The organism is Roseateles saccharophilus (assembly GCF_031458095.1).
GTDB lineage: Bacteria > Pseudomonadota > Gammaproteobacteria > Burkholderiales > Burkholderiaceae_C > Pelomonas > Pelomonas saccharophila_A.
In genome coordinates, this window is the sequence record NZ_JAVDXU010000001.1 from 257,677 (window position 1) to 282,519 (window position 24,843).

21 protein-coding genes are annotated in these 24,843 nt (G+C 69.6%); 14 read left to right on the forward strand and 7 right to left on the reverse strand.

All coding sequences use genetic code 11. The features are described 5' to 3' along the window. Positions 1-105 precede the first annotated feature (105 nt). Genes J2X20_RS01055 through J2X20_RS01065 form a run of 3 tightly spaced genes read right to left on the reverse strand, consistent with a single transcriptional unit; the run spans position 106 to position 6,358 of the window. Positions 106-3,948: a hybrid sensor histidine kinase/response regulator gene (locus J2X20_RS01055; RefSeq protein ID WP_310259574.1), complete on the reverse strand. Its 3,843-nt coding sequence runs from the start codon at positions 3,946-3,948 to the stop codon at positions 106-108. Further along, on the reverse strand, positions 3,948-5,180 hold the full coding sequence (locus tag J2X20_RS01060; RefSeq protein WP_310259576.1) for an urea ABC transporter substrate-binding protein: 1,233 nt from the start codon (positions 5,178-5,180) through the stop codon (positions 3,948-3,950). Before J2X20_RS01060 ends, J2X20_RS01055 begins: the two co-directional genes overlap by 1 nt. A gap of 11 nt (positions 5,181-5,191) precedes the next feature. After that, positions 5,192-6,358 carry a response regulator gene (locus J2X20_RS01065; RefSeq protein ID WP_310259579.1) on the reverse strand — a complete coding sequence of 389 codons (1,167 nt, stop codon included), beginning with the start codon at positions 6,356-6,358 and terminating at the stop codon, positions 5,192-5,194. A gap of 181 nt (positions 6,359-6,539) precedes the next feature. Between J2X20_RS01065 and J2X20_RS01070 the strand changes: the two genes are divergently transcribed. The 12 genes from J2X20_RS01070 to J2X20_RS01125 all read left to right on the forward strand — a co-directional run bounded on the left by J2X20_RS01070 (position 6,540) and on the right by J2X20_RS01125 (position 19,252). Further along, positions 6,540-8,807 carry a hybrid sensor histidine kinase/response regulator gene (locus J2X20_RS01070; protein WP_310259582.1) on the forward strand — a complete coding sequence of 756 codons (2,268 nt, stop codon included), beginning with the start codon at positions 6,540-6,542 and terminating at the stop codon, positions 8,805-8,807. Further along, positions 8,804-10,828, forward strand: a complete 2,025-nt coding sequence (locus J2X20_RS01075; RefSeq protein WP_310259585.1) for an ATP-binding response regulator — start codon at positions 8,804-8,806, stop codon at positions 10,826-10,828. The genes J2X20_RS01070 and J2X20_RS01075 overlap by 4 nt, the downstream gene beginning before the upstream one ends. Continuing rightward, the gene (locus J2X20_RS01080; RefSeq protein ID WP_310259588.1) at positions 10,825-11,928 is read left to right on the forward strand and encodes an HD-GYP domain-containing protein; all 1,104 of its coding nucleotides are present in this window, start codon (positions 10,825-10,827) and stop codon (positions 11,926-11,928) included. Before J2X20_RS01075 ends, J2X20_RS01080 begins: the two co-directional genes overlap by 4 nt. Before the next feature lie 104 nt (positions 11,929-12,032). Next, positions 12,033-12,773, forward strand: coding sequence for a sulfurtransferase (locus J2X20_RS01085; protein ID WP_310259591.1), 741 nt, complete (start codon positions 12,033-12,035; stop codon positions 12,771-12,773). Then, complete coding sequence (locus J2X20_RS01090) at positions 12,770-13,846, forward strand: alpha/beta fold hydrolase (RefSeq protein WP_310259594.1); 1,077 nt, start codon at positions 12,770-12,772, stop codon at positions 13,844-13,846. Before J2X20_RS01085 ends, J2X20_RS01090 begins: the two co-directional genes overlap by 4 nt. An 18-nt stretch (positions 13,847-13,864) precedes the next feature. Further along, the gene (locus tag J2X20_RS01095; protein ID WP_310259596.1) at positions 13,865-14,650 is read left to right on the forward strand and encodes an ABC transporter substrate-binding protein; all 786 of its coding nucleotides are present in this window, start codon (positions 13,865-13,867) and stop codon (positions 14,648-14,650) included. Beyond that, the gene (locus tag J2X20_RS01100; protein WP_310259599.1) at positions 14,650-15,429 is read left to right on the forward strand and encodes a transporter substrate-binding domain-containing protein; all 780 of its coding nucleotides are present in this window, start codon (positions 14,650-14,652) and stop codon (positions 15,427-15,429) included. The genes J2X20_RS01095 and J2X20_RS01100 overlap by 1 nt, the downstream gene beginning before the upstream one ends. Positions 15,430-15,613: 184 nt before the next feature. Further along, positions 15,614-16,306: an ABC transporter permease gene (locus J2X20_RS01105; RefSeq protein ID WP_310259603.1), complete on the forward strand. Its 693-nt coding sequence runs from the start codon at positions 15,614-15,616 to the stop codon at positions 16,304-16,306. Continuing rightward, positions 16,303-16,989: an ABC transporter permease gene (locus J2X20_RS01110; protein WP_310259605.1), complete on the forward strand. Its 687-nt coding sequence runs from the start codon at positions 16,303-16,305 to the stop codon at positions 16,987-16,989. The genes J2X20_RS01105 and J2X20_RS01110 overlap by 4 nt, the downstream gene beginning before the upstream one ends. 2 nt (positions 16,990-16,991) lie before the next feature. Beyond that, positions 16,992-18,107 (forward strand): succinylglutamate desuccinylase/aspartoacylase family protein, encoded by a 1,116-nt coding sequence (locus tag J2X20_RS01115; RefSeq protein ID WP_310259607.1) that lies wholly within the window; start codon positions 16,992-16,994, stop codon positions 18,105-18,107. Between the two features lie 10 nt (positions 18,108-18,117). Beyond that, positions 18,118-18,888 (forward strand): ABC transporter ATP-binding protein, encoded by a 771-nt coding sequence (locus J2X20_RS01120; protein ID WP_310259610.1) that lies wholly within the window; start codon positions 18,118-18,120, stop codon positions 18,886-18,888. Between the two features lies 1 nt (position 18,889). Then, positions 18,890-19,252 (forward strand): YbaN family protein, encoded by a 363-nt coding sequence (locus J2X20_RS01125; RefSeq protein ID WP_310259615.1) that lies wholly within the window; start codon positions 18,890-18,892, stop codon positions 19,250-19,252. Here J2X20_RS01125 and J2X20_RS01130 read toward each other — a convergent pair. From J2X20_RS01130 to J2X20_RS01145, 4 genes are all read right to left on the reverse strand, one after another. Next, complete coding sequence (locus tag J2X20_RS01130; RefSeq protein ID WP_310259617.1) at positions 19,249-20,034, reverse strand: hypothetical protein; 786 nt, start codon at positions 20,032-20,034, stop codon at positions 19,249-19,251. The two genes, J2X20_RS01125 and J2X20_RS01130, sit on opposite strands and share 4 nt — an antisense overlap. Then, a complete protein-coding gene (locus tag J2X20_RS01135) occupies positions 20,031-21,047 on the reverse strand; it encodes a hypothetical protein (protein WP_310259620.1) in 1,017 nt (338 codons plus the stop codon). The genes J2X20_RS01130 and J2X20_RS01135 overlap by 4 nt, the downstream gene beginning before the upstream one ends. Positions 21,048-21,113: 66 nt before the next feature. Next, positions 21,114-23,156, reverse strand: a complete 2,043-nt coding sequence (locus J2X20_RS01140; RefSeq protein ID WP_310259623.1) for a M3 family metallopeptidase — start codon at positions 23,154-23,156, stop codon at positions 21,114-21,116. Positions 23,157-23,234: 78 nt separating this feature from the next. Continuing rightward, positions 23,235-23,900 (reverse strand): hypothetical protein, encoded by a 666-nt coding sequence (locus J2X20_RS01145; RefSeq protein ID WP_310259625.1) that lies wholly within the window; start codon positions 23,898-23,900, stop codon positions 23,235-23,237. Positions 23,901-24,014: 114 nt separating this feature from the next. Between J2X20_RS01145 and J2X20_RS01150 the strand changes: the two genes are divergently transcribed. Both J2X20_RS01150 and J2X20_RS01155 read left to right on the forward strand, forming a co-directional pair. Further along, positions 24,015-24,575 carry a YaeQ family protein gene (locus J2X20_RS01150; protein ID WP_310259627.1) on the forward strand — a complete coding sequence of 187 codons (561 nt, stop codon included), beginning with the start codon at positions 24,015-24,017 and terminating at the stop codon, positions 24,573-24,575. Next, positions 24,572-24,838 (forward strand): GNAT family N-acetyltransferase, encoded by a 267-nt coding sequence (locus J2X20_RS01155; protein WP_310259629.1) that lies wholly within the window; start codon positions 24,572-24,574, stop codon positions 24,836-24,838. Before J2X20_RS01150 ends, J2X20_RS01155 begins: the two co-directional genes overlap by 4 nt. Positions 24,839-24,843: the final 5 nt, after the last annotated feature.

Consider the following 24,843-nt stretch of genomic DNA (forward strand, 5'->3'; position numbering starts at 1 on the left):
GGCAGGCGAGTCGATTTGATGAGAATGATTCTCATTGTACTCAGTCCAGCCCTCCCCGTGCCCCGGGAATGGGTTTTGCCCAGCGCTTTGACCGCCCTTGGGAGTTCAGCGCGGATTGAGGCGGTCCAGCAGCAGGTCGCAGGCCTTCAGCGCCTTGGCGAAATCCAGGCGCGTCACGGCCGCGGTCAGCTGGGCCAGTTCGGCGCCCAGAGCACCGGCATGCTCGGCCGCCAGCTGTTCGCAGACGGCGACGGAGCGCATATTGCGCTCGACCAGCAGCTGGCGCAGCCGGCGCAGCGCCTCCAATGGATCACCCGCGGCGGGGCCGGCGGGAGCCGGCGGTGCGGGCGGAGCCGCCACGCTTTCCAGCGCGGCCAGGCTGGCATCGAGCAGACCTTGCAGCGCGGCCAGGTCCACGGCGCTCATGTCGGCGCCTTCGCGCAGCGCCAGTTCCTGGCGGCCTGCCACGGCGGCCAGGGCCGTCGCGCCGACCGCACCGGCCAGGCCGCGCAGGGTGTGCAGCACGCGCGTCGCGTCGGCACTGGCCTGCTGCTGCAGATGGCGCTTCAGCGCTTCCAGCTCCACCGGCGCGTCCTGGGCAAACGACTTCACCAGGCGTTCGTACAAGGCCTGGCGCCCGCCCAGGCGGTGCAGGGCGGCTTCCTTCTCCAGCAGCGGGGCCGGCGCCAGCGGCGGTGCGGGACGCGCAGCGATGAGGCCGACATGGCGGCGCAGGCAGGCAACCAGCTGTTCCAGGTCGACCGGCTTGGCGACATGGTCACGCATGCCGGCAGCCAGGCAGGCCTGACGATCCGACTCCATGGCATTGGCCGTCATGGCGATGATCAATGCATCGGGCCGGCGTTTGAGGATGCGCTGGGTGGCCTCGAAGCCATCGATGTCGGGCATCTGCAGGTCCATCAGGACGGCATCGAAACCCGGCTCGGCAACCTGGGCCAGGTGGGCGCCCTCGACGCCACCACCGGCCAGCGTGACGATGGCGCCCTCACCTTCCAGCAGCTCCTGCGCCACCTGCTGGTTGAAGCCGTTGTCCTCGACGATCAGCAGGCGCATGCCCGCCAGACGGGGCTCGCCAGCGCCGGCGCGCGGCAGCGGCGCGGGAACCCCTTGCGTGGCCTCGGCGACGGCGTCGTGCAGCATCGAGGCCGTCACCGGCTTGACCAGATAGCCGCCCAGGCCCTGGATGTCCTGCTCGCTGCGCTCGGCCAGCAGTTCGCGGCCATGGGCCGTCACCATGATGATGACGGGCGCATCGGATTCATGGCTGTCGCGGATGCGCCGCGAGGTCTCCCAGCCGTCCAGGCCGGGCATGCGCCAGTCCATCAGGATGAGCTGGTACGGCTTCGACGGGCCGCCCCTAGAAGCCTGCACCCCCTCGGGGGGCGGGCTGGGCGCAGCCCAGCCCTGGGGGTCGTAGGGCCGTTCGCCACGCTCCGCGGCTTCGTGCACCAGGGCCAGGGCCTGCTCGCCGCTGGCCGCCAGGTCGCAGTCCCAGCCCAGGCTCTCGCCTATGCCCTGCAGCACCTCGCGGGCCATGGGGTTGTCGTCGACGATCAGCACCTTGAGGCCGCGCTGGGCCACATCGGCCGCGTCGCTGTCGGCCGGGGCGGCGTCCATGGCCAGCTCGAAATGGAAGCGGCTGCCCTCGCCGACGCGGCTGTCCACGCGCAGCTCGCCGCCCATCAACGCCACCAGACGGCGGCTGATGGCCAGGCCCAGCCCGGTGCCGCCATAGCGGCGCGAGGTCGACTGCTCGGCCTGGCTGAAGCCGACGAAGATGTGCTCCAGCTTGTCAGCCGCAATGCCGATGCCGGTGTCGCTGACCTCGAAGCGCAACCGGGCCCGGTCGCCCTCCTGGCCCAGCAGCGTCAGCCCCAGCACGACCTCGCCGCGCTCGGTGAACTTGAGCGCATTGCCGGCCAGATTGAGCAGCACCTGGCGCAGCCGCGTCGCATCGCCCACCAAGGCGCTGGGCAGGCGCGGGTCGAGGCGGAACAGCACCTCGATGTCCTTGTTGCCGACATTGGCCGACAGGATGACGGCCAGCTCGCGCATGAAGTCGCTGAGCTCGAAGCGGTGCGGGTCCAGCTCCATCTTGCCGGCCTCGACCTTGGAGAAGTCCAGCACGTCGTTGATGACGGCCAGCAGGGCCTGGGCCGCCGTACGGGCCTTGCTCGCATAGTCCAGCTGGCGCGGCGTCAGCTCGGTGCGCAGCAGCAGGTTGAGCATGCCCAGGGCCCCGCTCATCGGGGTGCGGATCTCGTGGCTCATATTGGCCAGGAAGTCGCTCTTGGCCTGACTGGCGGCCTCGGCGGCCAGGCGGGCGCGCACCAGGTCGACCTCGGCACGATGCCTCTCGGTCACGTCGACGAGCATCTGCACGACGTTGACGAGCCGGCCGCGCCGGTCGCGGATGGCGCTGGCACTGCCGTCGATGAAGAGCTCGCCGCCGCCCGGCAGCGCAAAGCCGCGCTCGAAGCGCACATGCTCCAGCCGCGCCGACGCCAGGCGCGCCAGCTCGCCGCCGAGCACGCGCCCCGGGCGGAAGTCCGGCAGATCGGCGAGCTTGGCACCGCGCAACTCGCCGGCCTCCCGGCAGAGCATGGCCGTCAGGGCCTGGTTCACGTCGAGGATGGCGCCCTGGGCGTCGCACAGCGCGATACCGACCTGAGCGCGCTCGAAGACACCGCGAAAGCGCTGCTCGCTGTCATTGAGCGCCCGCGTGCGCTGCTCGACGCGCGCTTCCAGCAGCTGGCGCTCGACGACGAGCTGCTCGGTCATGTGGTTGAAGCTGCGCGCCAGGCCGCGGAACTCGGCAAAGCCGCAGACCGGCGCCCGCTCGTCCAGCTTGCCGCCGGCGATGCGGTTCGCCGCATCGTTGAGCATCTGCACCGGCTCGACGAGGCGGCGCCCCAACAGCAGGCCCAGGCCCAGGGCCAGCAGCAGTGACAGTCCCAGCGCGATGAAGACCCGGTCGCGCAGCGCACGTGCCGGCGCATAGGCCTCGGCCGCGTCGATGTTGACCGAGATACCCCAGTCCAGAGCCGGCAGATGGCGCCACGACGCGACAACGTCGACGCCGGCGTAGTCGCGCGTCAGGCCGCTGCCGCTTTCGCCGCGCAGGCCGCGCACGGCGGGCGGCAGATCCATTGCAGCGAGGTCCAGCGAGCCGCTCAATGTCTGCCGCGGCGCCCGCTTCAGCTCGTTGATGAAGACCGCCCTGTCTCCCTCGCGTTGGGCGAGCACGGTCTCGCCGGTCAGCGCCAGGCCCGAGCGCTCCGTCGCGACGCGCAGCAGGCGGTCCAGGTCGAGCTGCAGCACGACGCTGCCGAGCACGCGGTCGCCATCGACGACCGGATGCACGAGGAACAGCGTTGCCGGCCCCTCGCCGCGCAGGCGCTGCGCTGGGGTCAGCTGCGGGTCCAGCTGGCCGAGGGCGCGCCGATGCGCGGCCAGCAGCTCGCTGCCTTCATAGGCGCCGCCGTCCAGTCGCGCCAGCTCAGGCGTCGAGCCGGCCGGCGCCTTCATCGCGAAGCTGATGCGGCCGTCGGGTTGCACCAGGAGCAGGTTGAGGTATTTACCGCTGTCGTAGAGGCGCTCGAAGAAGGCCCGGCTGCCGGCGGTCACCCGGGTTGCGACCGCATCGCCGCGCTGCACCAGCAGCTCGCGCGTGTCGCCGGCCTGGGCGACGAGGCGGCCGTCGACCTCGACCTCGTTGAGGTATTCGTTGATCTCATGGACCTTCTTGCGCGAGATCGCGACCAGGCCCTCAGTCACCGTCTCATGCAGACTGGCCTCGAAGCTCGAGAGCTGCCACAAGCCGACCAGGCCCAGCGGCAGCATGGACAGCAGCATCAGCCCCAGCAGCAGGGCCGGCCCGACACGCCAGGCCCGGCGCGGCGATTCGGGTGCCTGAACCGTGGCCATCACGGCGTCCCCTCGCTGCGCGGCAGCACCGCCATCCAATGCTCTGCCGAGCGGAACACCGGCCAGGGTTCGGGTTTGATGTAGCGCGGCAGGGCGAATACCTCGCTGAGTTGGCCGCCCGGCTTGACCTGGGCGATGCGCAACTGGCGCCACAGATGCCGGCTCTGGCTGTCCACCGACCCGAAGCCCTGCGGCAGGGCCACGCTCTGCTGCAGCACATTGGCGTTGACGACGTCGGTCCGCGGGCTGCCCACCTCGCGCACGGCAGCGGCCCACAGCTGCACGCCGACATAGGCCGACACCGCCGGATCGCTGGCTTGGATGCCCTCCCCCTGGCTGCGCCGCAACCGGGCCAGGAAGGCCTGGTTGGCCGGCCCGGGCTGGGACTGCAGATAGCTCCAGGCCGTGAAGTGGCGGTCGAGCCGGCCACCGTCATAGGCCGCCATCTCGGGTTCGGCGGCGCGCAGCGACAGCAGCGGCAGGTCGGTCAGGCTGGCGGCCACCAGCGCGTCGAAGAAGGCGCGGTTGCTGCTGCCGCCCAGAGTGCTGAGCACGAGATCGGGCTGCAGGTTCTGCAGATCGGCCAGCACGCCGCCCATGTCGGCACCGCCCAGCGGCACATAGCGCTCGCCCAGTACCTTGCCGCCACTGAGCAGGATGAAGTCGCGCAGCATGGCGTTGACGCGCCGGGCATACAGAGCATCGGTGCCGACGAGATAGACGCGCCGGCCGAAGCCATGCATGGCCCAGTCGGCCGCCGGCAACGCATGCTGGTTGGGCGTCGGGCCGGTGTAGATGATGTGGGCCGACTGCTCCAGGCCCTCGTAGGCCAGCGGATAGAAGAGCAGATGCCGGTGGGTCTCGACCACGGGCCTGACGGCCTGGCGGCAGTTGGACGACCAGCAGCCGAACAAGGCCACGGCCCGCTCGCTGCTGATGAGGCGTTCGGCGGCCGCGGCCGCGACTCGCGGTTCGGAACGCGTGTCCTCGATCTTCAGCTCGACGCGCCGCCCCAGCAGGCCGCCCGCGGCATTGATCTCCTCCACGGCCAGCTTGACGGTGGCCACCAGCGGTGCCTCGCTGGCCGCCATCGGGCCGCTGAGGGCGTGCAGCAGGCCGATGACGATGGGGCCGCGCTCGGCTTGGTCCGACGGTCTTTGCAACAGGTACACAGCCAGTGCCACCGCGAGCACCAGCAGCAGGCCGCCCAGCAGCGCCAGTCGGGCGCGCATGCCGACCAGCATCAACCCGCCACGCGCCGCGCCTCGGGCGAAATCAACGGCAGGGTCAGCCGTACCGTCGTGCCCAGGCCGGGCGTGGACTCGACCTGGATCTGGCCACCCAGTGCGAAGGTGACGAGGTTGCGCACGATGTACAGGCCAGGCTCACTGCGGTTGGGGCCGAAGCGTGTCGAGAAGAAGGGGTCGAAGACCCGCCCCAGCATGCCGGGCGGGATGCCGACGCCATGGTCCTGAACGGTCACGACAAGTTGGTCGGTCCCCAGCGGGCGCACGCGCAGATGCACCTCGCCGCCGGCTTCGCGATAGGCATGCTTGACCGCGTTCTGGATCAGGGTGGATAGGACCTTGGCCAGGGCGCCGCGAAAGCTCAGCAGATGCAGGTCGTCGGCTGCGTCCAGTTCGCAGCGCACCTGGTGGGCTTCCAGGGCCGGTGCCAGGGCAGCCACCACCTCATGCACCAGTTCCAGCAGCGAGAAGCTGCGGCGCTGGTCGCCGAAGTTGTCCGCCGTGGACTGCAGGAAGGAGTCGACGATGGACAGGGTGCGCTGAAGGTTGGACAGCACCAGGCCGACGCTCTCCTCACTGACGCGCAAATGCTTGTCCAGGTCGCTGCGCTTGATGGTGCCCTGGGCCGTCAGGCCGCGCAGATGGGTCAGGTCATCCTGCAGCGTGCAGGCCGAGATCAACGCATTGCCCAGAGGCGAACTCAGCTCCTGCGCGATGCCCGAGATGGTGCGCCCCACCGAGGCCAGCTTGTCGCGCTGGAAGAGTTCGATCTGCGAGCGTGCAAAGCTCTCGGAGGCAAGCTTGAGCGCCAGCTGGGTGCGCACTCGCGCCTTCACGACGACGTCGACGAAGGGCTTGGGGATGTAGTCGACAGCGCCATGCGCGAAGCCCTCGGCCTCGTCGTCGGCGCTGCCCTGCACGGTGACGAAGATGACCGGCACGCCGCGCGTTCGCGGGTCGGCCTTCAGGCGGTCGCAGACCTCGTAGCCGCTCATCTCCGGCATCAGCACATCGAGCAGGATGAGGTCGGGCAGCTGCTGGGCGCAGAAAGCCAGGGCCTCGGCGCCGCTGGTGGCCATGGACACCTCGCATTCGTCCACCAGCAGCTGGTAGAGCGCATGGATATTGCTCGGCTGGTCGTCGACTACGAGGATGAGCGGCATGGCGAATCAGAATAACCGCTGCACCTGGCCGGCGAGCGGTGGCATGCCCTGGGCTTTCCCCAGGGCGTGGCCGTGGTTTCCGTCGCACATTCGGGCCGTCCGCCACAACCATAATCGGCCAGCTCCCACGGACCGTCCAATGCCCCAGCGCACGCTCACGCTCGGTCTTCTCTGGCTTGCCATGGCGGCACTGCTGGCGCTTCTCGCCCTCCTTTGGAGCCTGCGTGGCGTCGGCGGCTCGGCCATCGACACCGCCCTGGTGATTAATGCCCTTTTGCTGCCCCTGCCGCCGCTGTGCCTGCTGGCGCTGCGGCGCAGTGTCGACGCCGCCGCAGGTCACCAGGCCGCGACCGAGGCCAAGACCCGCTTCCTGGCCCAGATCAGCCACGAGATCCGCACGCCCATGAATACCGTCATGGGCATGACGCAGCTGGCCCTGCAGACCCAGCTCACGCCCGAGCAGCGCGACCTGCTGACCAAGGCCGATGCGGCCTCGCGCGCCCTGCTCGGCCTCGTCAACGACGTGCTGGACGTCTCCAAGATCGAGGCCGGCCAACTGGAGATCGAGTCCCTGCCGCTGCGGCTGGAGGATGTCGTCGGCCAGGCCATCGAGGTGCTGCGGCCCATGCACGCCACCCCCGCCGTCGCGCTGATCTGCGACTGGGCCGACGCCAGCTTGCTGGGCGCGCGTGGCCAGCTGCGCGGCGATGCACTGCGGCTGCAGCAGGTGCTGGTCAATCTGCTCTCCAACGCCCTCAAGTTCACGCCGGCCGGCCAGGTGATGCTGCGCCTGGCCGCCGCGCCGACCGACGAGCAGGGGCGCGTGCCGCTGCGGCTGACCGTGCAGGACAGCGGCATCGGCATGAGCGCCGAGCAGCTCGACGGCTTGTTCCGCGAGTTCTGGCGGGGCGATGTCTCGATCTCGCGGCTTTATGGCGGGACCGGCCTCGGGCTGGCCATCACGCGCCGCCTTGTCGAGCTGATGGGCGGCAGCCTGGAGGTGCAGAGCGCGCCGGGCCGCGGCAGCAGCTTCGAGATCCGACTGAGCTTGCCGCTGGATGCCGCCGCCGCGGCACCCGCGCCACTGAAGCCGCAGCGCCTGCTGCTGGCCAAGGCCCGCCCCGAGGGTCGCGAGGCGACGCTGGCCCTGCTGCGTCATCTCGGCCTGGGTGCCGGCCTGGCGGCCAGCACCGACGCCGCCAGCACCCTGGCGGCGCTGGTGGGCGCCCGCGAGGCGGGCCGGCCTTTCGAGTGGCTGCTGCTGGACTGGCAACTTCCCGGCCCGGGCGCGACCGGCGCCGAGCTGCTGGCCCAACTGCGCCGCGACCATCCCGCTCTGCGCATCGCCGTGCTGTGCCCGCCGGGCAGCGACGAGGGTCCGGCCCAGGCCCGCGGCTTCGGCGCCCGGGCCCTGTGCCCCAAGCCCCTGCTGCCCGGGGAACTGCGCCGCCTGCTCGACGACGCGCCAGGCGAGCGCCCAGCCGGCTTGGACGGCCAGTCCCTGGCCGGATTGCGCGTGCTGCTGGTCGAGGATCACCCCATCAACCAGGACATCGCCGTACGCCTGCTCAGCAGCCGCGGCGCCCAGGTCGATGTCGCCGGCAACGGCCAGGAAGGTCTGGAGCGCCTGCTGAGCCGAGGCCCGGCCGCCTATGACCTCGTGCTGATGGACCTGCAGATGCCGGTGCTGGACGGCCTCAGCGCCACGCGCAAGTTGCGCGAGCTGCCCGAATTCGACGCCCTGCCCGTGCTGGCCATGACGGCCCATGCCCTGGCCGAGGAACGTGCCCAGTGCGCGGCCGCCGGCATGCAGGGCCACATCGCCAAGCCGCTGGACGTGGCCCGGTTGGTGCGTGAGCTGCAGCGCTATCGCCCGCGCCCCGCCTCGCCTCCTTTGCGCCCGACGCTGGACCTGCAGACCGGCCTGCGCCAGTTCGACGGCCAGTCGGCCCTGTACCGCCGCACTCTGAAGGGCTTCGCCGACCAGTACGCCGCGGGCCTGGCCGGCTGGCAGGACTGGCTGGCCAGCGGCAACTGGGCGGAACTGCGCCGCGCCGCCCACACCTTGCAGGGCCTGGCGGCGACGCTGGGCGCGCAGCCCCTGCACCAGGCCGCCCTGGCGCTGGAACGCAGTGCCGCCCTTGCCGATGCAGGCGCTGCCGAGCGCCATCTCCGGCGCGTGGAACCTGCCCTCGGCCTGCTGCAGGCGGAGATCCAGGCCGCCCTGGCACGCAGTTGGGAGGGCGCCGCGGCGCCGCGTGCCAGCGGCCCGGGCGATGTGGCCGAACTGCAGCGGCTGCTGGCCCAGAGCGACAGCCGCGCCCTGGACTGGTGGCAGGCCCATGGCGCTCACAGCGGCCTGGCGCCCGAATTGCAGCAACGCCTGGACCGCGCCCTGGCCGCCCTCGATTTCGATACCGCGGCCCTGGCACTGAAGGACAGGGTTTGAGGACACCGGTCATCATCGTCCTCGGCCCCACCGGCACGCGCTGGCTGTTCAAGGTCATCGTCGCCTCCGGACTGTTCGCTTGGGCCAGCGAGACCTGGCTCGGCGTCATCGAACCCAGCGACCGCATCGCCTATCCGCTCATCGTTTCGGCCTTCACGGCATTGGCCCTGCTCGTCTGGCGCCAGCCGCAGCGGCTGCGGCTGTGGCAGCGTACCGGCGTCACGCTGCTGGCCCTGTATTTCTCGCTGAGCATGCTGGTCTTCACGCTGCGCCCCGACCCCGGGCCCAGCGTCTACACCCTGGGCAGCTTCGCCCCCTGGGCCATGGGCGGCAGCCTGCTGCTGTTCACGACCTGGCGGGCCCGCGAGGCCCTGTTCATCTCGCTGGGCCTGCTCGTCCTCATGCTCGCGCCGCCGACGCTGCTGCGCTTCTTCGGCACGCCGCCGCAATGGCTGCTGGAAGGCTGGCCACTGATCGCCAACCTGGGCCTGTGCCAGACCATGTTCTGCATCGCGCTGTGGGGGCTGTCGCGCCAGATCGGGCGCCTGACCCAGCTGGCCCCGGTCGCCGGCGGCATGGCCACGGCCGAGGACCTCATCAAGGCCCGCATGGCCGAGCTGGAACGCTCGCGCGCCGCCGCCGAAGCCGCCTCGCGCGCCAAGTCCGATTTCCTGGCCAATATCGGCCACGAGATCCGCACGCCGATGAATACCGTGCTCGGCCTGACCCGGCTGCTGCTGGAGGGCCGGCTGCACGCCGAGCAGCGCGGCCGCCTGACCGAGGTGGCCAGGGCGGGCGAATCCCTGGTCAAGCTCATCGACGGCCTGCTGGACTACGCCGATCTGGACGCCGGCCGCATGCAGCTCGCCACCGAGCCGCTGCAGCTCGAGCAGTTGCTGGCCAGCGCCTTTGACGCCGTGCGGCCGGCGGCCCAGGCCAAGCAACTGGAGCTGATCTGCGACATCGCCTCGCCGGAGCTGCTGGGTACGGCCGGCGCGCGCCGCGGCGACGCCGTGCGCCTGACCCAGCTCATCACCGAGCTGCTCGTCAACGCCGTCAAGTTCACGCCGGCCGGCCAGGTCAAGCTCAGTGCCGCGGTCGACGCCGCCGGCGGCTGGGTGCTGCGCGTGCGCGACAGCGGCGTGGGCATGGCGCCCGAGCAACTCGCACGCCTGTTCACTCCCTTCGCCCAGGCGGAAGCCAGCGCGACGCGACGCTTTGGCGGCACGGGCCTGGGCCTGGCCATCTGCCGCGCCCTGGCCGAGCGCATGGGCGGCACGCTGACGGCGCGCAGCGCCCCGGGCCGGGGCAGCGAGTTCGAACTCAGCCTCCCGCCCGCGCCCTGCCCCGACCTGGCCCCGCCAGCGCCGCCGCCGGCGCGGCGCGTGCTGCTGGTGCAGGCCGCCCACAGCGGCGGCCACGAGACGCTGATCGCGCTGCTCAAGGCCCTGGCGCCGAGCAGCCGCGTCGACCTGCTGACTCAGGGCCGCCAGGCCCTGGCGCGCCTGGTTGCCATGCCGGCCAGCCAGCCCTATGACCTGCTGCTCATTGACTGGGTGCTGCCCGACATGGAGGGCAGCGAGCTGCTGGCCAGCCTGAAGGACAGTGGCCCGCCGCGCGCGCGCCGCACCGTGCTGCTGAGCGCCTTCGACACGCCGGTGCTGCGCGATCGCGCCCTGCGCCTGGGCGCCGAGGCCCTGTGCGCCAAACCCCTGCTGCCCCATATGCTGCGCCGCCTGCTGGACCTGGACCGCCCGCTGCCCGTCGACCTGCCGCTGGCCAATGTCAGCGATCCGACCGTGACAGGCGTCGACCCCAACACCCTGATCAGCGAGCTCGACACCCTGCTCGGCGAGGCCGACAGCAATGCGCTGACGCTGTACGAGCAGCATGAATCCGCCTTCATCGAGGCCCTGCCGGCACCGCAGGCCAAGGCCCTGGCCGGGGCGATGCAGCGCTTCGATTTCGACGAGGCCCAGGCCGCGCTGCGCGGCCAGACCAAGGACGCGAGCAAGCCATGACGATGATGCCGCACGAGATCGCCAACCAGGCCACCGTCCTCGTCGTCGACGACACGCCGGCCAATCTGACGCTGCTGGCCCAGGTGCTCAAGCCCGACTACCGCGTGCAGCTGGCCGTCAGCGGCGCCAAAGCGCTGGAGATCTGCCGCCGCCAGCCGCCGGACCTCATCGTGCTGGACGTCATGATGCCGGAGATGGATGGCTACGAGGTCTGCCGCCAGCTGAAGACCGACCCGGCGACGCGCCGCGTGCCCGTCATCTTCCTGACCGCCCTGACGCGGCCCGAGGAAGAGAGCGCCGGCTTCGATGCCGGCGGTGCCGACTTCATCCACAAGCCCTTCAACCCGGCCACCGTGCTGGCCCGCGTGCGCACCCATCTGCAGCTCAAGCTGGCCGAAGACCATCTGCTGCGCCACAACGCCCAGCTGAGCGGCGAACTGGAGGCGCGCCAGCGCGAGGTCGAGCGGCTGCGCGATACCACCCTCTTCGTCATGGTGGGTCTGGCCGAGTTCCGCGATGCCGACACCGGCAACCACATCCAGCGCACCCAGGAATATGTGCGCACGCTGGCGCAGTGGATCGCCGCCCAGCCTGACGGCCCCGTCGACCTGACGCCGCAAGCCATCGACGAACTTGCCAAGGCCGCGCCCCTGCACGACATCGGCAAGGTCGCCATCCCTGACGGCATCCTGCTCAAGCCCGGCAAGCTGTCGCCTGACGAATGGCAGGTCATGAAGACCCATGCCGAGCAGGGCGCGGACCTGCTGCAGCGCGCCATCGATCGCCTCGGCGACGACGCCGGGCCGATGCTGACCTTCGGCAAGCAGATCGCCCGCCACCATCACGAGAAATGGGACGGCAGCGGCTACCCGGACGGTCTGGTGGGCGAGGCCATCCCGCTGTCGGCCCGGCTGATGGCCGTCGCCGACGTCTACGACGCGCTGATCAGCGTGCGGCCGTACAAAAAGGCCATGACTCATGACGAAGCCCTGGCCTTCATCCGCAGCGGCAGCGGCAGCCATTTCGATCCGCGCATCGTCGATGCGCTGAACGCCTGCCTGGACGAGGTGCGATGCATTGCCTCAAGGTGGGCCGACTGATTAGGCTCGTTGCGCGTTGCCTCCAGATGTGACGATCGGCGCAGGCTGCCTCCTCTTGCGCAACAGCGGTTCACATGCAACGAGCCATTGATAATCGCGAGCCCATGCAGTCCGGCCCCATCCTCAATATCTCCTGCTACCTCTTCGTCTCGCTGGCCGACACGGCGGCGCTGCGCGATTGGCTCCACGCGCGCGCCGGGGCCCTCGGCCTCAAGGGCACGGTGCTGATCGCCGAGGAAGGCATCAATCTCTTCCTGGCCGGCACGGCCGAGGCCGTGAACACCTGGGTGGGCGAGCTGCGTGCCGACCCGCGCTTCGCGGCGCTGACGCCCAAGGAAAGCTGGAGCGAAACCCAGCCTTTCCAGCGGCTCAAGGTCAAGGTCAAGCCGGAGATCATCCGCATGAACCGGCCCACCGTGCGTCCCGACCAGGCCCCGCGCGCGCCGGCCCTGGCGCCGACGACGCTGGCGCGCTGGCTGGACCAGGGCCATGACGACGCCGGCCGCGAGATCGTCATGCTGGACACCCGCAACGGCTTCGAGGTCGACTTCGGCGCCTTCGACGGCGCCATCGACTGGCGGCTGCACAAGTTCAGCGACTTCCCCGACGCTCTGGCCGCCCACCGCGAGGAGCTGGTCGGCAAGACGGTGGTCAGCTATTGCACCGGTGGCATCCGCTGCGAGAAGGCGGCCATGGTGCTGGAGGCCCAGGGCCTGACGGCCTGGCAGCTGGACGGCGGCATCCTGAAGTACTTCGAGGACACCGGCGGCAAGCACTATCACGGCGGCTGCTTCGTCTTCGATGAGCGCGAGGCGCTGGCGCCTGACCTGGAGCCGGTCAAGTGAAGGGCAGGCTGGGCGAGTTTGCGCTCAAGGTCTTCGGCATCCTGCTGATGCTGGCGGCCCTGGGCTTCGCCGTCAGCAAGGCGCCCGACCGCTCGCTGGAAAGCCTGGTGCCGCGCTGGGCACCACCGCCGTCGGATTTCGTCGATCTCGACGGCCTGCTCGTGCATTACCGCGACCAGGGCCCCAGCAGCGACCCGCTGCCCATCGTCCTCATCCACGGCACCAGCGCCAGCCTGCACACCTGGGAAGGCTGGGCGAGCGAACTGGCACGCACGAGGCGCGTCATCAGCTTCGACCTGCCCGGCTTCGGGCTGACCGGGCCGAACGCCGACAACGACTACAGCGACGCCCGCTATGTCGCCTTCGTGCGCCAGCTGCTGGCGCGGCTCGGCGTGGGGCGCGTCATCCTGGGCGGCAATTCGCTGGGCGGCGAAATCGCCTGGCAGGTGGCCCTGGCCGACCCGGCGCGCGTCGCCGGCCTCGTCCTGGTCGACGCCGCCGGCTTCGATTTCGAGCCCGAATCCCTGCCGCTGGGCTTTCGCATCGCCCGCATCCCGGTGCTTCGCGAGCCCATGCGCTGGGTGCTGCCACGCCGCGCCATCGAGGACAGCGTGCTCGACGTCTATGGCGACAAGAGCCGCGTCACCGCCGCCCTGGTCGACCGCTACTACGAACTGGCGTTGCGCGAAGGCAACCGTGTCGCCTTGATGAGGCGCATGGACCAGCTTGCCCCCGGCCCCTACGGGCGCCTGCCCGAGATCAAGGTGCCCACTCTCATCCTCTGGGGCGAGCGCGACCGGCTGATCCCGCTGAAATGGGGTCGCGAGTTCGAAAAAGCCATCCCCGGCAGTCGATTGGTGGTTTTCCCGGACCTAGGCCATGTGCCTCAGGAGGAGGACCCGGCTGCTACCCTTGCGGCCTTGCGCGACTGGTTGCCGACGGTCCCCTCGTCCAAGGACTACCTTGGCCGGTCCCCCGAGGGGACGGCGATGCTTGCCGGATCAACCGGCAAGCCCATCGCCCCAGGCGGGCCGGCTAGGGAGCGGCCCGTCGCTCGGCCCGCAAGTCGCTGAATAAACGGAAGGTCTGACATGAAGAAGATTGCGCTGTTCACCGTGGCCTTGGCCGCATCGCTTGCCCAGGCCCAGGCCCCCGAATGGAAGAAGCTGCGCATCGGCGTCGAAGGCGCCTACCCGCCCTTCTCCGAGATCGGCCCCGATGGCAAGTTGAAGGGCTTCGAGATCGAGCTGGTGCAGGCCTATTGCGCCGAGATGAAGGCCCAGTGCACCCTGGTGCAGCAGGACTTCGACGGCCTCATCCCCGCCCTGCAGTCGCGCAAGGTCGACGCCATCTTCGCCAGCGTCTCCATCACCGAGGAGCGCCAGAAGGTCATCGCCTTCTCCAAGCCCTACTACAACACCCCGGCCCGCCTCATCGCCAAGGCCGGCGTGAAGCTGGACCCCACGGCCGCAGGGCTGAAGGGCAAGAAGATCGGCGTGCAGCGCGGCACCACCCATGAGACCTATGCCGCCGCCAACTTCAAGCAAAGCGAGATCGTGCGCTACGGCAGCCAGGACCAGGTCTTCCTGGACCTGAAGAGCGGCCGCATCGACGCCACGCTGATGGACACGCCCGCCGGCGACTTCGGCTTCCTGAAGAAGCCCGAGGGCAAGGGCTTTGCCTTCTCCGGCCCGGCCATCCTGGACGACAAGGTCTTCGGCGTCGGCACCGGCGTGGGCATGCGCAAGGCCGACGAGGCGACGCTGGGCAAGAAGTTCAATGCCGCCATCGACGCCGTGCAGGCCAACGGCACTTTCAAGAAGCTGGCTGACAAATACTTCGACTACGACATCGCGCCCCGCACCAAGCAGCCGTGATGCGACGCCGCTCGGCCCTGGCAGCGACGACCCTGGCCTTCGCCGGCACGGCGATGGGCCAGGCCGCGCGCCTGCGCATCGGTTTCGCCGTCGGCTATGCGCCGTTCAGCGAGATCGGCACCGACGGCCAGCTCAAGGGCTTCGAGATCGACGTGGCCCAGGCCCTGAGCGCCAAGCTCGGGCAGGCCTACACGCCCGTCATCCTGGAGTTCGACGGCCTGATCCCGGCGCTGCAGTCCCGCAAGATCGACGCCATCATGGCCTCGATGTCGATCACGCCGGAGCGCCAGCAGGTCATCGCCTTCTCCTCGCCCTACTACTTCTCGCCGGCCCGCATGGTCATGCGCGGCGACACGCGCACCGACGTCAGCCCGGCCGGCATGAAGGGCAAGCGCATCGGGGTGGAGCGCGGCACCATCCATGAGCGCTTCCTGGCCGAACAGTTCGGCGGCATCCAGCTGGTGCGTTATGCGACCCAGGACCAGGCCTTCCTGGACCTGAAGTCCGGCCGCCTTGACGCCACCCTGGTGGACGCCGCCATCGCCCAGTTCGGCTTTCTCAACCATGCCGACGGGCGCGGCTTCGGCTTTGTCGGACCCGACTTCGCGCGCGACCAGCGCTACTACGGCAAGGGCATAGGGGTCGGCCTGCGCAAGGCCGAGGCGGCGACGCTGGGCCAGCGCGTCGACGAAGCCCTGGCCGCCTTGCGCAGCAACGGCACGCTCAAGACCCTCAACGACCGCTATTTCAGCTTCGATCTGGTGACTCCGCCCAAATGAGACTGCCCCTCGCCCAATCTCGCATCGCTGAACGCGAGCGAGCCCGGTCGGTCCCCCGAGGGGACTGCGATGCGTGCGGCATTGAGCCGCACGCACATCGCCTGCGGGCCGGCTTGGGAGCGGCCCGGCGCCAGTCCGCGAATTAAATTCCAGCGCGCATCGCGCTGCGCTATCGACAACTTACATGCTGCTGCACGGATTCCTTCCCAGCCTGCTCGAAGGCTCCGCCGTCACCTTGGCGGTGGCCCTGTCCTCGCTGGCCATCGCGGCCCTGCTGGGCCTCATGGGCGCCCTGGCCAAGCTGTCGCGCTCGCGCGTGGCGCGCGGCGTGGCCGCCACCTACACGACGCTGATCCGCGGCGTGCCCGACCTGGTGCTGATGCTGCTCGTCTTCTACGGCGGCCAGCTCGCCATCAATGCGGCGGCCCCCATGCTGGGCCATGAGGACTACATCGACATCGATCCCTTCTTCGCCGGCGTGCTGACCATCGGCTTCATCTTCGGCGCCTACCTGACCGAAGCCTTCCGCGGCGCCTTCCTGGCCGTGCCGCCGGGACAGCGCGAAGCGGGCCTCGCCTATGGCATGAGCCCGCGCCAGGTGCTGTGGCGCATCACCCTGCCGCAGATGCTGCGCCATGCCCTGCCGGGCATCTCCAACAACTGGCTGGTGCTGATCAAGAGCACCGCCATCGTGTCCGTCATCGGTCTGTCGGACCTGATGACGCGCGGCAAGCAAGCCGCGGGTACCACACGCGAGCCCTTCACCTTCTTCCTGGCCGTGGCCATCATCTACCTCGTCTTCACCAGCGTCTCCGAACTCGTCTTCGCCTGGGCGCAGAAGCGCCTGGCCATCGGTACCAAGCGGGGTCAGCTATGAACTTCGACGCCGTTGCCGAGAACTTCCCGCTCTATCTCACCGGGCTCGTCACGTCGCTGCAACTGCTGCTGCTGTCGCTGCTGGGCGGCCTGGTGCTGGCCGTGCCGCTGGCCGTCGTGCGTACGGTCTTCCTGGGCTGGCCGTCGCGCCTGGTCTGGCTCTACACCTATGTGTTCCGTGGCACGCCCATGCTGGTGCAGCTCTTCCTCATCTACTACGGTGCGGCCCAGTTCGAGATCGTGCGCGACAGCTGGGCCTGGCCCTGGCTGTCCTCGGCCACCTTCTGCGCCTGGCTGACCTTCACGCTGAACACGGCCGCCTACACGACCGAGATCATTGCCGGCAGCATCCGCGCCCTGCCGGCCGGCGAGGTCGAGGCCGCCAAGGCCCTGGGCATGAGCCGCGGCCTGATGCTGCGCCGCATCGTGCTGCCGGCCGCGCTGCGCCGCGCCCTTCCCGCCTATGGCAACGAGGCCATCTTCATGCTGCATGGCACCTCGCTGGCCAGCACGGTGACGCTGCTGGACGTGACCGGCGCCGCCCAGCAGGTCTATGCCAAGTACTACCTGCCCTTCGAAGCCTTCATCACCGCCGGCGCCTTCTACTTCGTGCTGACGCTCAGCCTGGTCGGGCTGTTCCGCTGGGCCGAGAACCGCTGGCTCAAGCCGATGATGTCCCGCTAGCCATGAACATCCTTCGCCACCCCCTGCTCTCTCCCGCGCCAGGCACCCAGCGCGAACTCGTCTCCCTGCACTACGGCCGGCCCGGTGGCCAGAAGGCCTATGTCCAGGCCTCCCTGCATGGCGACGAACTGCCCGGCATGCTGGTCGCCCACCATCTGCGCCTGCAACTGGATGCGCTGGAGGCCGCCGGCCAGATCAGCGGTGAAATCGTCCTCGTGCCCATGGCCAACCCAATAGGCATCAGCCAGTTCGTGCTGCACGCCCATCTGGGCCGCTTCGAGCTGACGACCGGCGAGAACTTCAACCGCCACTACCCCGACCAGATCGATGCCGTCGCGGCTGCCGTCGAGCCTCAGCTCGGCAATGACGCCAAGGCCAACGTCAGCATCCTGCGCCGCGCGCTGAAGGCGGCCGTCGAGGCCGCGCCCATCGATACCGAGCTGCAATCCCAGCGCCGCCAGCTGATGGCCTTGTCCTGCGATGCCGACATCGTGCTGGACCTGCATTGCGACGCCCAGGCCCTGATGCATCTCTACACCGAGACGCCCTGCTGGCCCGACTGCGAGCCGCTGGCGCGCTTCCTCGGCTCGCGCCTGACGCTGCTGGCCCAGGACTCGGGCGACAACCCCTTCGACGAGGCCTGCTCCCAGGTCTGGTGGAAGTGGGCCAAGCATTTCGGCGGCCGTTTCCCCATCCCGCAGGCCTGCCTGTCGGTGACCGTCGAATTGCGTGGCGCAACCGACGTGACGCATGAGCTGGCCTCGGCCGACGCGAAGAACATCATCGACTTCCTGCGCTGGCGCGGCCTGATCGCGGGTGACAAGCCGGTCGTGCCGGAGGCTGTTGGCGACGCCCGCCCGCTGGCCGGCAGCATGCCCATCAAATCGCCCGTCGCCGGCGTACTGACCTTCGTCAGGGAGGTCGGCGCCGAGGTGGGTGCCGGCGAGGTGCTGGCCCACGTCATCGACCCCATCACGGCCCAGGTCACCGAATTGAAGAGCCCCGTCGACGGCCTGTTCTTCGCCCGCGACTTCCTGCGCTTCGCCAACGCGGGCATGCGCGTCGCCAAGGTCGCCGGCCGCGAAGCGCTACGCACCGGCAAGCTATTGGGTGCATGACAAGAACAGCATGAGCGATATCCAACTCCAAGCCACCAACATCCACAAACGCTTCGGCGAGCGCGAGGTGCTCAAGGGCATCTCCTTCAGCGCCCGCCGCGGCGACGTCGTCACGCTGATCGGCTCCTCCGGCTCGGGCAAGAGCACCTTTCTGCGCTGCCTCAACCTGCTGGAGCAGCCCAACGAGGGCGAACTGAGCCTGTGCGGCGAAAGCCTGAAGCTGGTGCGCGACCGCGACGGCAGCCTGAAGGCGGCCTCGCCCAAGCAATTGCAGCTGTGGCGCGCCAAGCTGGCCATGGTGTTCCAGAACTTCAACCTCTGGGCCCATATGACGGTGCTGGAGAACGTCATCGAGGCCCCGGTCCACGTGCTGGGCAAGCCCAAGGCCGAGGCCGTCGAACGCGCCCAGGCCCTGCTGGCACGCGTCGGCGTCTCGCACCGGGCCCATGTCTACCCGGCCCAGCTGTCGGGCGGCGAGCAGCAGCGCGTGGCCATCGCCCGGGCGCTGGCCGTCGACCCCGAGGTCATGCTCTTCGACGAGCCCACCTCGGCCCTGGACCCGGAGCTGGTCGGCGAGGTCCTCAAGGTCATGCGCGACCTGGCCGCCGAAGGCCGCACCATGGTCGTCGTGACCCACGAGATGGGCTTTGCCCGCGAGGTCTCCAACCACTGCCTCTTCCTGCACCAAGGCAAGGTCGAGGAGCAGGGCAACCCCAAGGAGATGCTGCTGAAGCCGCAATGCGAGCGCCTGCAGCAATTCCTCAGCGGCGGCCTCAAATAGCGTGACGCTGCGCAGCCTGCTGTGGCGCGCGCTGGCCCTGCTCAGCCTGGCCCTCGGCCTGATCGGCATCCTGCTGCCGGTGCTGCCCACCGTGCCTTTTTTGCTGCTGGCCGCCTGGGCCGCGGGCAAGGGCTGGCCGGCGCTGGAAACCTGGCTGCTCAACCACGCGCATTTCGGCCCCCACATCCGCGCCTGGCGCGAGCATGGTGCCGTGCCGCGCCGAGCCAAGTGGCTGGCCAGTCTCATGATGGCCCTCAGCGCCGCGGCACTGACGCTGACGCCGCTGCACCTGGCCCTCAAGATCGGCGTGCCCACGCTGATGCTCGTGGTCGCGATCTGGCTCTGGCGCCGCCCCGAGAACTAGTCTTCCTGCCAGATCAACTGCAACTGCAGGCGACGCAATTCCGTGCGCGGCTGACGCGCCGACTGCAGCGGCACGCCCTGCAGCGTGATGGGTTTCTCCTCGCCAGCCCCCAGCGTCAGGCGTTCGGCCGTCAAGGCCCAGCGCCATCCCGGCATGAAGGCGTCGCCCAGGCTGGCCCGCCAGGTGCGGACGCTGCCCAGCGGCAGCTCGGCCGGGTCACGCCCCGGAAGTTGCACGCGGTTGCGGCCTCGCGGTCCGCCACCAGCTTCGATGCCGAGCTGCCAGCCCGAATCGCTGGCGGCCTGCAGGCCCACGAGCAGCAGCCCCTGGCGATAGTGCTCGGGATAGCCGCTGACGCTGCCCGCGTCGCGCAGGTGGCGGCGCCATTGCCAGAGCTCGGCAGCGGCCAGGGCCTGGCCGTGCCAGCCGCCAGCCAGTGGCCAGGGCGCCGGCCCGCCCTCGACGCGGACGAAATCATGTCCCACGTCGCTGCGTGTCTGCACCTCGTTGCCCTGGTTGCTGAAGCCGCGGTAGTCGCGCGCGCCGCGCAGCACGCCCAGCCGCAGCGCCACCGTGGCCGATCCCGGCGGCGCCCAGCGCCAGCTGGCGCTCAGGCCGCTGAGCCGGCCGTCCTCGGTCAGCAGGCGGCGGCCGTCGCCGCCGGTTTCCCGCCATTGCTGCCATTCCTGCTGGCCGGCCAGTTCGGCCTGCCAGGGCGAATCGGCCCGGGCAGGTGGCGCCAGCAGGCCTGCAAGCAGGGCCAGCGCGAGGGCTCGCCTCACTCCAGCTCGGCCCAGGTCTTCAGCACCTGCGTCTCATAGGCGCCATCGCCCTGGGCGTCCAGCTCCAGGCGCGCCTGGGTGCGGTTGACCGCCGTGATGCGCAGCGCCGAACTGGCATTGCCCTGCACCAGCAGATAGCCGCTGCTCGGATAGGTATCGCTGCCGGTGATGACCAGCGGCTGGGGCGTGGTGATGAGCACCTGCTTGTTGTCAAAGCCACTGCCGGCGAGGCTGCTGTTGTAGCTGATGCTGGTGCGCGGGCTGCCGTTGACGGTCTCGATGCGCAGCGTCAGCTTGGTGTCGGTCAGCGTCGTCGTGAAGTTCTGGCCACCGGCCCGGCCGCTCAGCACGAGGCGGCTGGTGGCCAACACCACTTCGCCGACACCGGCCGGCGTCTGGCTGACCGTCAGCGTGATGGTGCCGTCGCCCTGGGCCATGTCGCTGCCCGTGGTGACGTTGAAGGCCGTCAGCGTCATCGCCAGCGTCGCGCTGTAGTTGCTGCTGTCGTAGACACCGGTCAGGGCCTGCACGCTCAGCGAGATGCGGCCGTTCATGACGTCGCCGTCTTCCTTGCAGGATTGCGCGTCGAGGCTGAGGCTGTCGCCGAGGTCGAAGTTGCCGTTGTTGTTGACGTCGGTGACCGTGACCGCCAGGCTGCCGCCCTGACTGCAGGGCACGGTCTCGCGCACCTCGGCGCCCGTCAGCAGGGCCTGGCGCCCGCTGGCCACGCTCATGGCGCGGCGCGCCGTGTCAACGGCATGGCGCAGCAAGCGCGGGTCGCTGCCGGTCTCGGCACCGGTGATCACGCCGCCGGTGTCATTGAGGAAAAAGGCGCTGGAGACGGCCGACTGGCCGACGACCTGGTAGTTGCTGGCGCTGATGCCGAGCATGGGCGACTCGGTCGGCGCCGGGTTGCTGGGGGTGCCGGCCGAACCGCCACCACCGCCGCAGGCGGACAGGCCGAGCAGGCAGACGAGGACGGTGGCCGACAGGCCAATGCGATGTTTGATCATTTGAATGGACTCCCTGGGTAACGCCGCGACCGCATGCAAGCCGGCCACGGCAGCCGTGGTTTTACCTCAGGCCGGCAGCAGTCCGCGATCCTTCAGCATCGGCTCGACGACCGGGTCGCGGCCGCGGAAGGCGCGGAAGGCCTCGCCCGGCTCGCGGCTGTTGCCCGCCGAGTAGATGCATTCACGCAGCCGCGCCGCCACCGCCGCGTCGAAGACATTGCCGGCTTCGACGAAGGCGTCGAAGGCGTCGCAGTCCAGCACCTCGGCCCACAGATAGACGTAATAGCCCGCCGCGTAGCCGGCGCTGCTGAACAGATGCTGGAAATGGGTCAGCCGGTGATTGAGGCCGACCTCGGCCGGCAGGCCCCAGCGGCTCAGCGTCTCGCGTTCGAAGGCCACCACGTCGGCGGGCGCCGCGGGCAGCGCGTGGGCCGCCATGTCGACGAGGGCGCTGGCCGTGTAGCGCAAGGTCTCGTAGCCCTGGCCGAACTGGCGCGCCGCCTGCAGCTTGGCCAGCAGCGCGTCGGGCAGGGGCTCGTCGGTCTGCCAGTGGCGCGCAAATTTCTTCAGCACCTGGGGTTCGGCCATCCAGTGCTCGTAGAGCTGGGAGGGCAGTTCGACGAAATCGCGCAGCACCTGGGTGCCGGCCAGGCGCTCATGCTCGACGCTGGACAGCAGGCCGTGCAGGCCATGACCGAACTCGTGGAAGAGGGTGCGCACATCGTCGAAGCTCAGCAGCGTCGGTTCACCGGCCGCGCCGCGGGCGAAGTTGTTGTTGTTGAGGATGATGGGCGTGGCCCCGAGCGCGCGGCTCTGGTTGCGCATGGCGTTCATCCAGGCACCGCTGCGCTTCGTGGGCCGGGCGAAGTTGTCCTGCAGGAAAAGCCCGCGCAGCGAGCCGTCGGCATCGAGGACCTCGTAGGCGCGCACATCGGCGTGATAGCCGACGAGATCGGGGCGCGCCTTGAACTGCAGGCCAAACAGACGACTGGCGCAGTCGAACATCGCCGCCACCATGCGGTCCAGCGAGAAATAGGGCTTGACCTCGGCCTCGTCCAGCTCGAAGCGGGCGCGCTTGGCCTGCTCGGCATAGAAGCGCCAGTCCCAGGCCTGCAGCTCATGCGTCACGCCGGCCGCCGCCATGGCGCCCAGCACGGCTTCGCGCTCGCGGGCCTGGGCCGCCAGGGCCGGGTGCCAGACGCGCTCCAGCAGGCCCATGACGGCAGCCTGGCTGCGCGCCATGGTGTCCTCCAGCGCGTAGTCGGCGTAGCAGGCATGGCCGTGCAGCCGAGCCTGCTCGGCACGCAGCTCGAGGATCTCGCGGCAGATCTCGCGGTTGTCGGTGTCGCCCGTGTCATCCCCGCGGCCGACCCAGGCGCGCCAGGCCTGCTCGCGCAGATCGCGCCGCGCGCTGAAGCTCAGGAAGGGCACGATCAGCGAGCGCGACAGCGTGATGACGTGGACACCCTCCTCCAGGCCACGGTCGATGGCGGCCTGGCGGGCGGCGGCCCGCACGAAGTCCGGCAGGCCGACGAGTTCAGCCGCCGTCGTCAGCCGCAGCTGGTAGCCGCTCTCCGAGGCCAGCACGTTCTGGGCGAAGCGCGTGTTCAGCTCGGCCAGGCGGGCCATGATGGCGGCGTAGCGCTCGCGCGCCGCGGGTGCCAGGCGGGCACCGGCGCGCAGGAAGTCCAGGTGCACGCGCTCCAGCAGCCGACGCTGCTCGGCCGTGAGGCCCAGTTGGTCGCGCTGCTCGAACAAGGCCTCGACGCGCCCGAACAGGCCCTGGTGCATATAGACCGCGCTGCCGTGGTCGGCCAGGGGGGCGGCCATGGCGCGCTGCACGGCCTGCAGTTCCGGCGAGGTGGCCGAGGCGGCCAGCGTGTAGAAGAGATGCTCCAGCCGGGTCAGCCGGCGGCCGCTGGCGTCGAAGGCCGCCAGGGTGTTGGCAAAGCTCGGCGCGTCGGCCTGGCCGGCGATGGCGTCGATCTCGGCGCGGTGCTCGGCAAGGGCGAGGTCGAAGGCGGGCTGGAAATGCGCCGCGGCGATGTCGGCGAAGGGAGGCAGGCCGTGTGGGCCGGCCCAGTCCTGCAGCAGCGGGTTGGTGCTCATGCGGGTTGTCCTGGCGGATAACAAAAAGGGCCGCTTCCTGCCGGACGCGGCCCCTCGGGGATCAGTGGGCGCCGCGGATCACTTGCCGGCGGCAGCGGCCTTTTCCTTGCGGATGGCCTTTTCGTCGTTTTCGTCGTAGGCCTTGTTGCTGCACTCGGCCTTCCACTTGTCGTTGGCGTCGAAGTGCTTCTCGGTGCGATCCTCGATGGCCTTGAACTGGGCGTCCAGCGCGTCGACCTTGTCGGAGAAGGCCTTGCGCTTGGCGCCCTGCTCGGCGTCGGCGGCCTTGACCGCGTCAACCATGGTGCCAAAGGCCGTGGTGCGGGCCACATAGGCCTCGTTGCGGGCCTTGAGGTCTTCCTTGCTGAGCTTGGGCGCCTCGGCCGTCAGCGTCTCATGGGCCTTCAGGATGGCTTCCTTCTCGGCCTTGACGTCGGTGACCTGCTTGGCCAGCGCGGCCTCGCCGGCTTCGATGGTGGCCTTTTCGGCCTTGAGCTTGTCGGCATTGGCCTTGTAGGAGGCCTGATCGCCCTTGATGGCCTCGGCCTCCTTGCTGTTGGCCTCCTGCTGGTCCATGCAGGCGCGCAGCTCGTCGCGCGACATCAGCTTGGCCTTGGGCTTCTCGACAACGGGGTTGCTGACCTTGTTGTTCTTCGGGTCGACCTTGGCCTTGGTGTTGTTGGTGATCTGTGCCTGGGCAGAGACGGCGAAGACCAGGACGAGCGGAAGAAGGATGCGTTTCATGTCGAGGGCGCAACTCGGGTTGCGAAGGTTCCAAACGGGAGGCGGAATCATGCCACGAGGCTTCGCCGCGATAATGTCCGGCTGCTTCCGGTTACCACCTCCAGTCCACATCGAATGGCGCTCAAAGCCACCATCTACAAAGCCCAGCTCCAGATCGCCGACATGGACCGCCACGTCTATGGCGACCACAACCTGACCCTGGCCTGCCACCCGAGCGAGACCGAGGAAAGGTTGATGATCCGCGTGCTGGCCTTCGCGCTGAATGTGCCGGCCGACGACCTCAATGGCCGGCTGGAATTCACCAAAGGGCTGTCCGACGTGGATGAGCCCGACCTCTGGCAGCTCGACCTGACAGGCGAGATCCAGCACTGGATCGATCTCGGCCAGCCCGACGACCGCCGCCTGATGAAGGCCCATGGCCGGGCCCGTCGTGTCAGCGTCTACAGCTTCGCGTCCAGCACGCCGGTCTGGTGGAGCGGCATCGAGAACAAGCTGACACGCGCCCCCCGGCTGGCCGTCTGGCAGATTCCCGCCGAGCAGTCGCAAGCTCTCGTCGCCCTGGCCGAACGCAGCATGCAGCTGCAGATCAGCATCCAGGACGGCAGCGTCTATGTATCGACGGCGAACGCGTCGGTCGAGATCCATCCGGTCGCCCTGAAGTTGCCCGCCGAATGACGCCGCAGCACGAGCCCGACCGCCAGCGCTTCACGCTCGCGACCACGCCGACCAGCGTGCTCGACTACGTGCCGGGCGACGGCCAGGTCGTCTTCACCCACACCGGCGTGCCGCCGGCCTATCGCGGCCAGGGCCTCGCAGCCCGGCTCGTCGAGGCCGGCCTGCAATGGGCCCGCGAGCAGGGCCTGAAGGTCGTGCCGGCCTGCAGCTATGTCCAGCTTTACCTCCAGCGCCACCCCGAGTGGCAACACCTCGTCGCCTGAAGAGA

Bases quoted from the DNA above. Each gene is read 5' to 3' on its own strand.
- J2X20_RS01055 (WP_310259574.1), bottom strand. From the start codon at position 3,948: ATGGCCACGGTTCAGGCACCCGAATCGCCGCGCCGGGCCTGGCGTGTC.
- J2X20_RS01060 (WP_310259576.1), bottom strand. From the start codon at position 5,180: ATGCGCGCCCGACTGGCGCTGCTGGGCGGCCTGCTGCTGGTGCTCGCG.
- J2X20_RS01065 (WP_310259579.1), bottom strand. From the start codon at position 6,358: ATGCCGCTCATCCTCGTAGTCGACGACCAGCCGAGCAATATCCATGCG.
- J2X20_RS01070 (WP_310259582.1), top strand. From the start codon at position 6,540: ATGGCGGCACTGCTGGCGCTTCTCGCCCTCCTTTGGAGCCTGCGTGGC.
- J2X20_RS01080 (WP_310259588.1), top strand. From the start codon at position 10,825: ATGACGATGATGCCGCACGAGATCGCCAACCAGGCCACCGTCCTCGTC.
- J2X20_RS01085 (WP_310259591.1), top strand. From the start codon at position 12,033: ATGCAGTCCGGCCCCATCCTCAATATCTCCTGCTACCTCTTCGTCTCG.
- J2X20_RS01095 (WP_310259596.1), top strand. From the start codon at position 13,865: ATGAAGAAGATTGCGCTGTTCACCGTGGCCTTGGCCGCATCGCTTGCC.
- J2X20_RS01100 (WP_310259599.1), top strand. From the start codon at position 14,650: ATGCGACGCCGCTCGGCCCTGGCAGCGACGACCCTGGCCTTCGCCGGC.
- J2X20_RS01105 (WP_310259603.1), top strand. From the start codon at position 15,614: ATGCTGCTGCACGGATTCCTTCCCAGCCTGCTCGAAGGCTCCGCCGTC.
- J2X20_RS01110 (WP_310259605.1), top strand. From the start codon at position 16,303: ATGAACTTCGACGCCGTTGCCGAGAACTTCCCGCTCTATCTCACCGGG.
- J2X20_RS01115 (WP_310259607.1), top strand. From the start codon at position 16,992: ATGAACATCCTTCGCCACCCCCTGCTCTCTCCCGCGCCAGGCACCCAG.
- J2X20_RS01120 (WP_310259610.1), top strand. From the start codon at position 18,118: ATGAGCGATATCCAACTCCAAGCCACCAACATCCACAAACGCTTCGGC.
- J2X20_RS01135 (WP_310259620.1), bottom strand. From the start codon at position 21,047: ATGATCAAACATCGCATTGGCCTGTCGGCCACCGTCCTCGTCTGCCTG.
- J2X20_RS01140 (WP_310259623.1), bottom strand. From the start codon at position 23,156: ATGAGCACCAACCCGCTGCTGCAGGACTGGGCCGGCCCACACGGCCTG.
- J2X20_RS01145 (WP_310259625.1), bottom strand. From the start codon at position 23,900: ATGAAACGCATCCTTCTTCCGCTCGTCCTGGTCTTCGCCGTCTCTGCC.
- J2X20_RS01150 (WP_310259627.1), top strand. From the start codon at position 24,015: ATGGCGCTCAAAGCCACCATCTACAAAGCCCAGCTCCAGATCGCCGAC.
- J2X20_RS01155 (WP_310259629.1), top strand. From the start codon at position 24,572: ATGACGCCGCAGCACGAGCCCGACCGCCAGCGCTTCACGCTCGCGACC.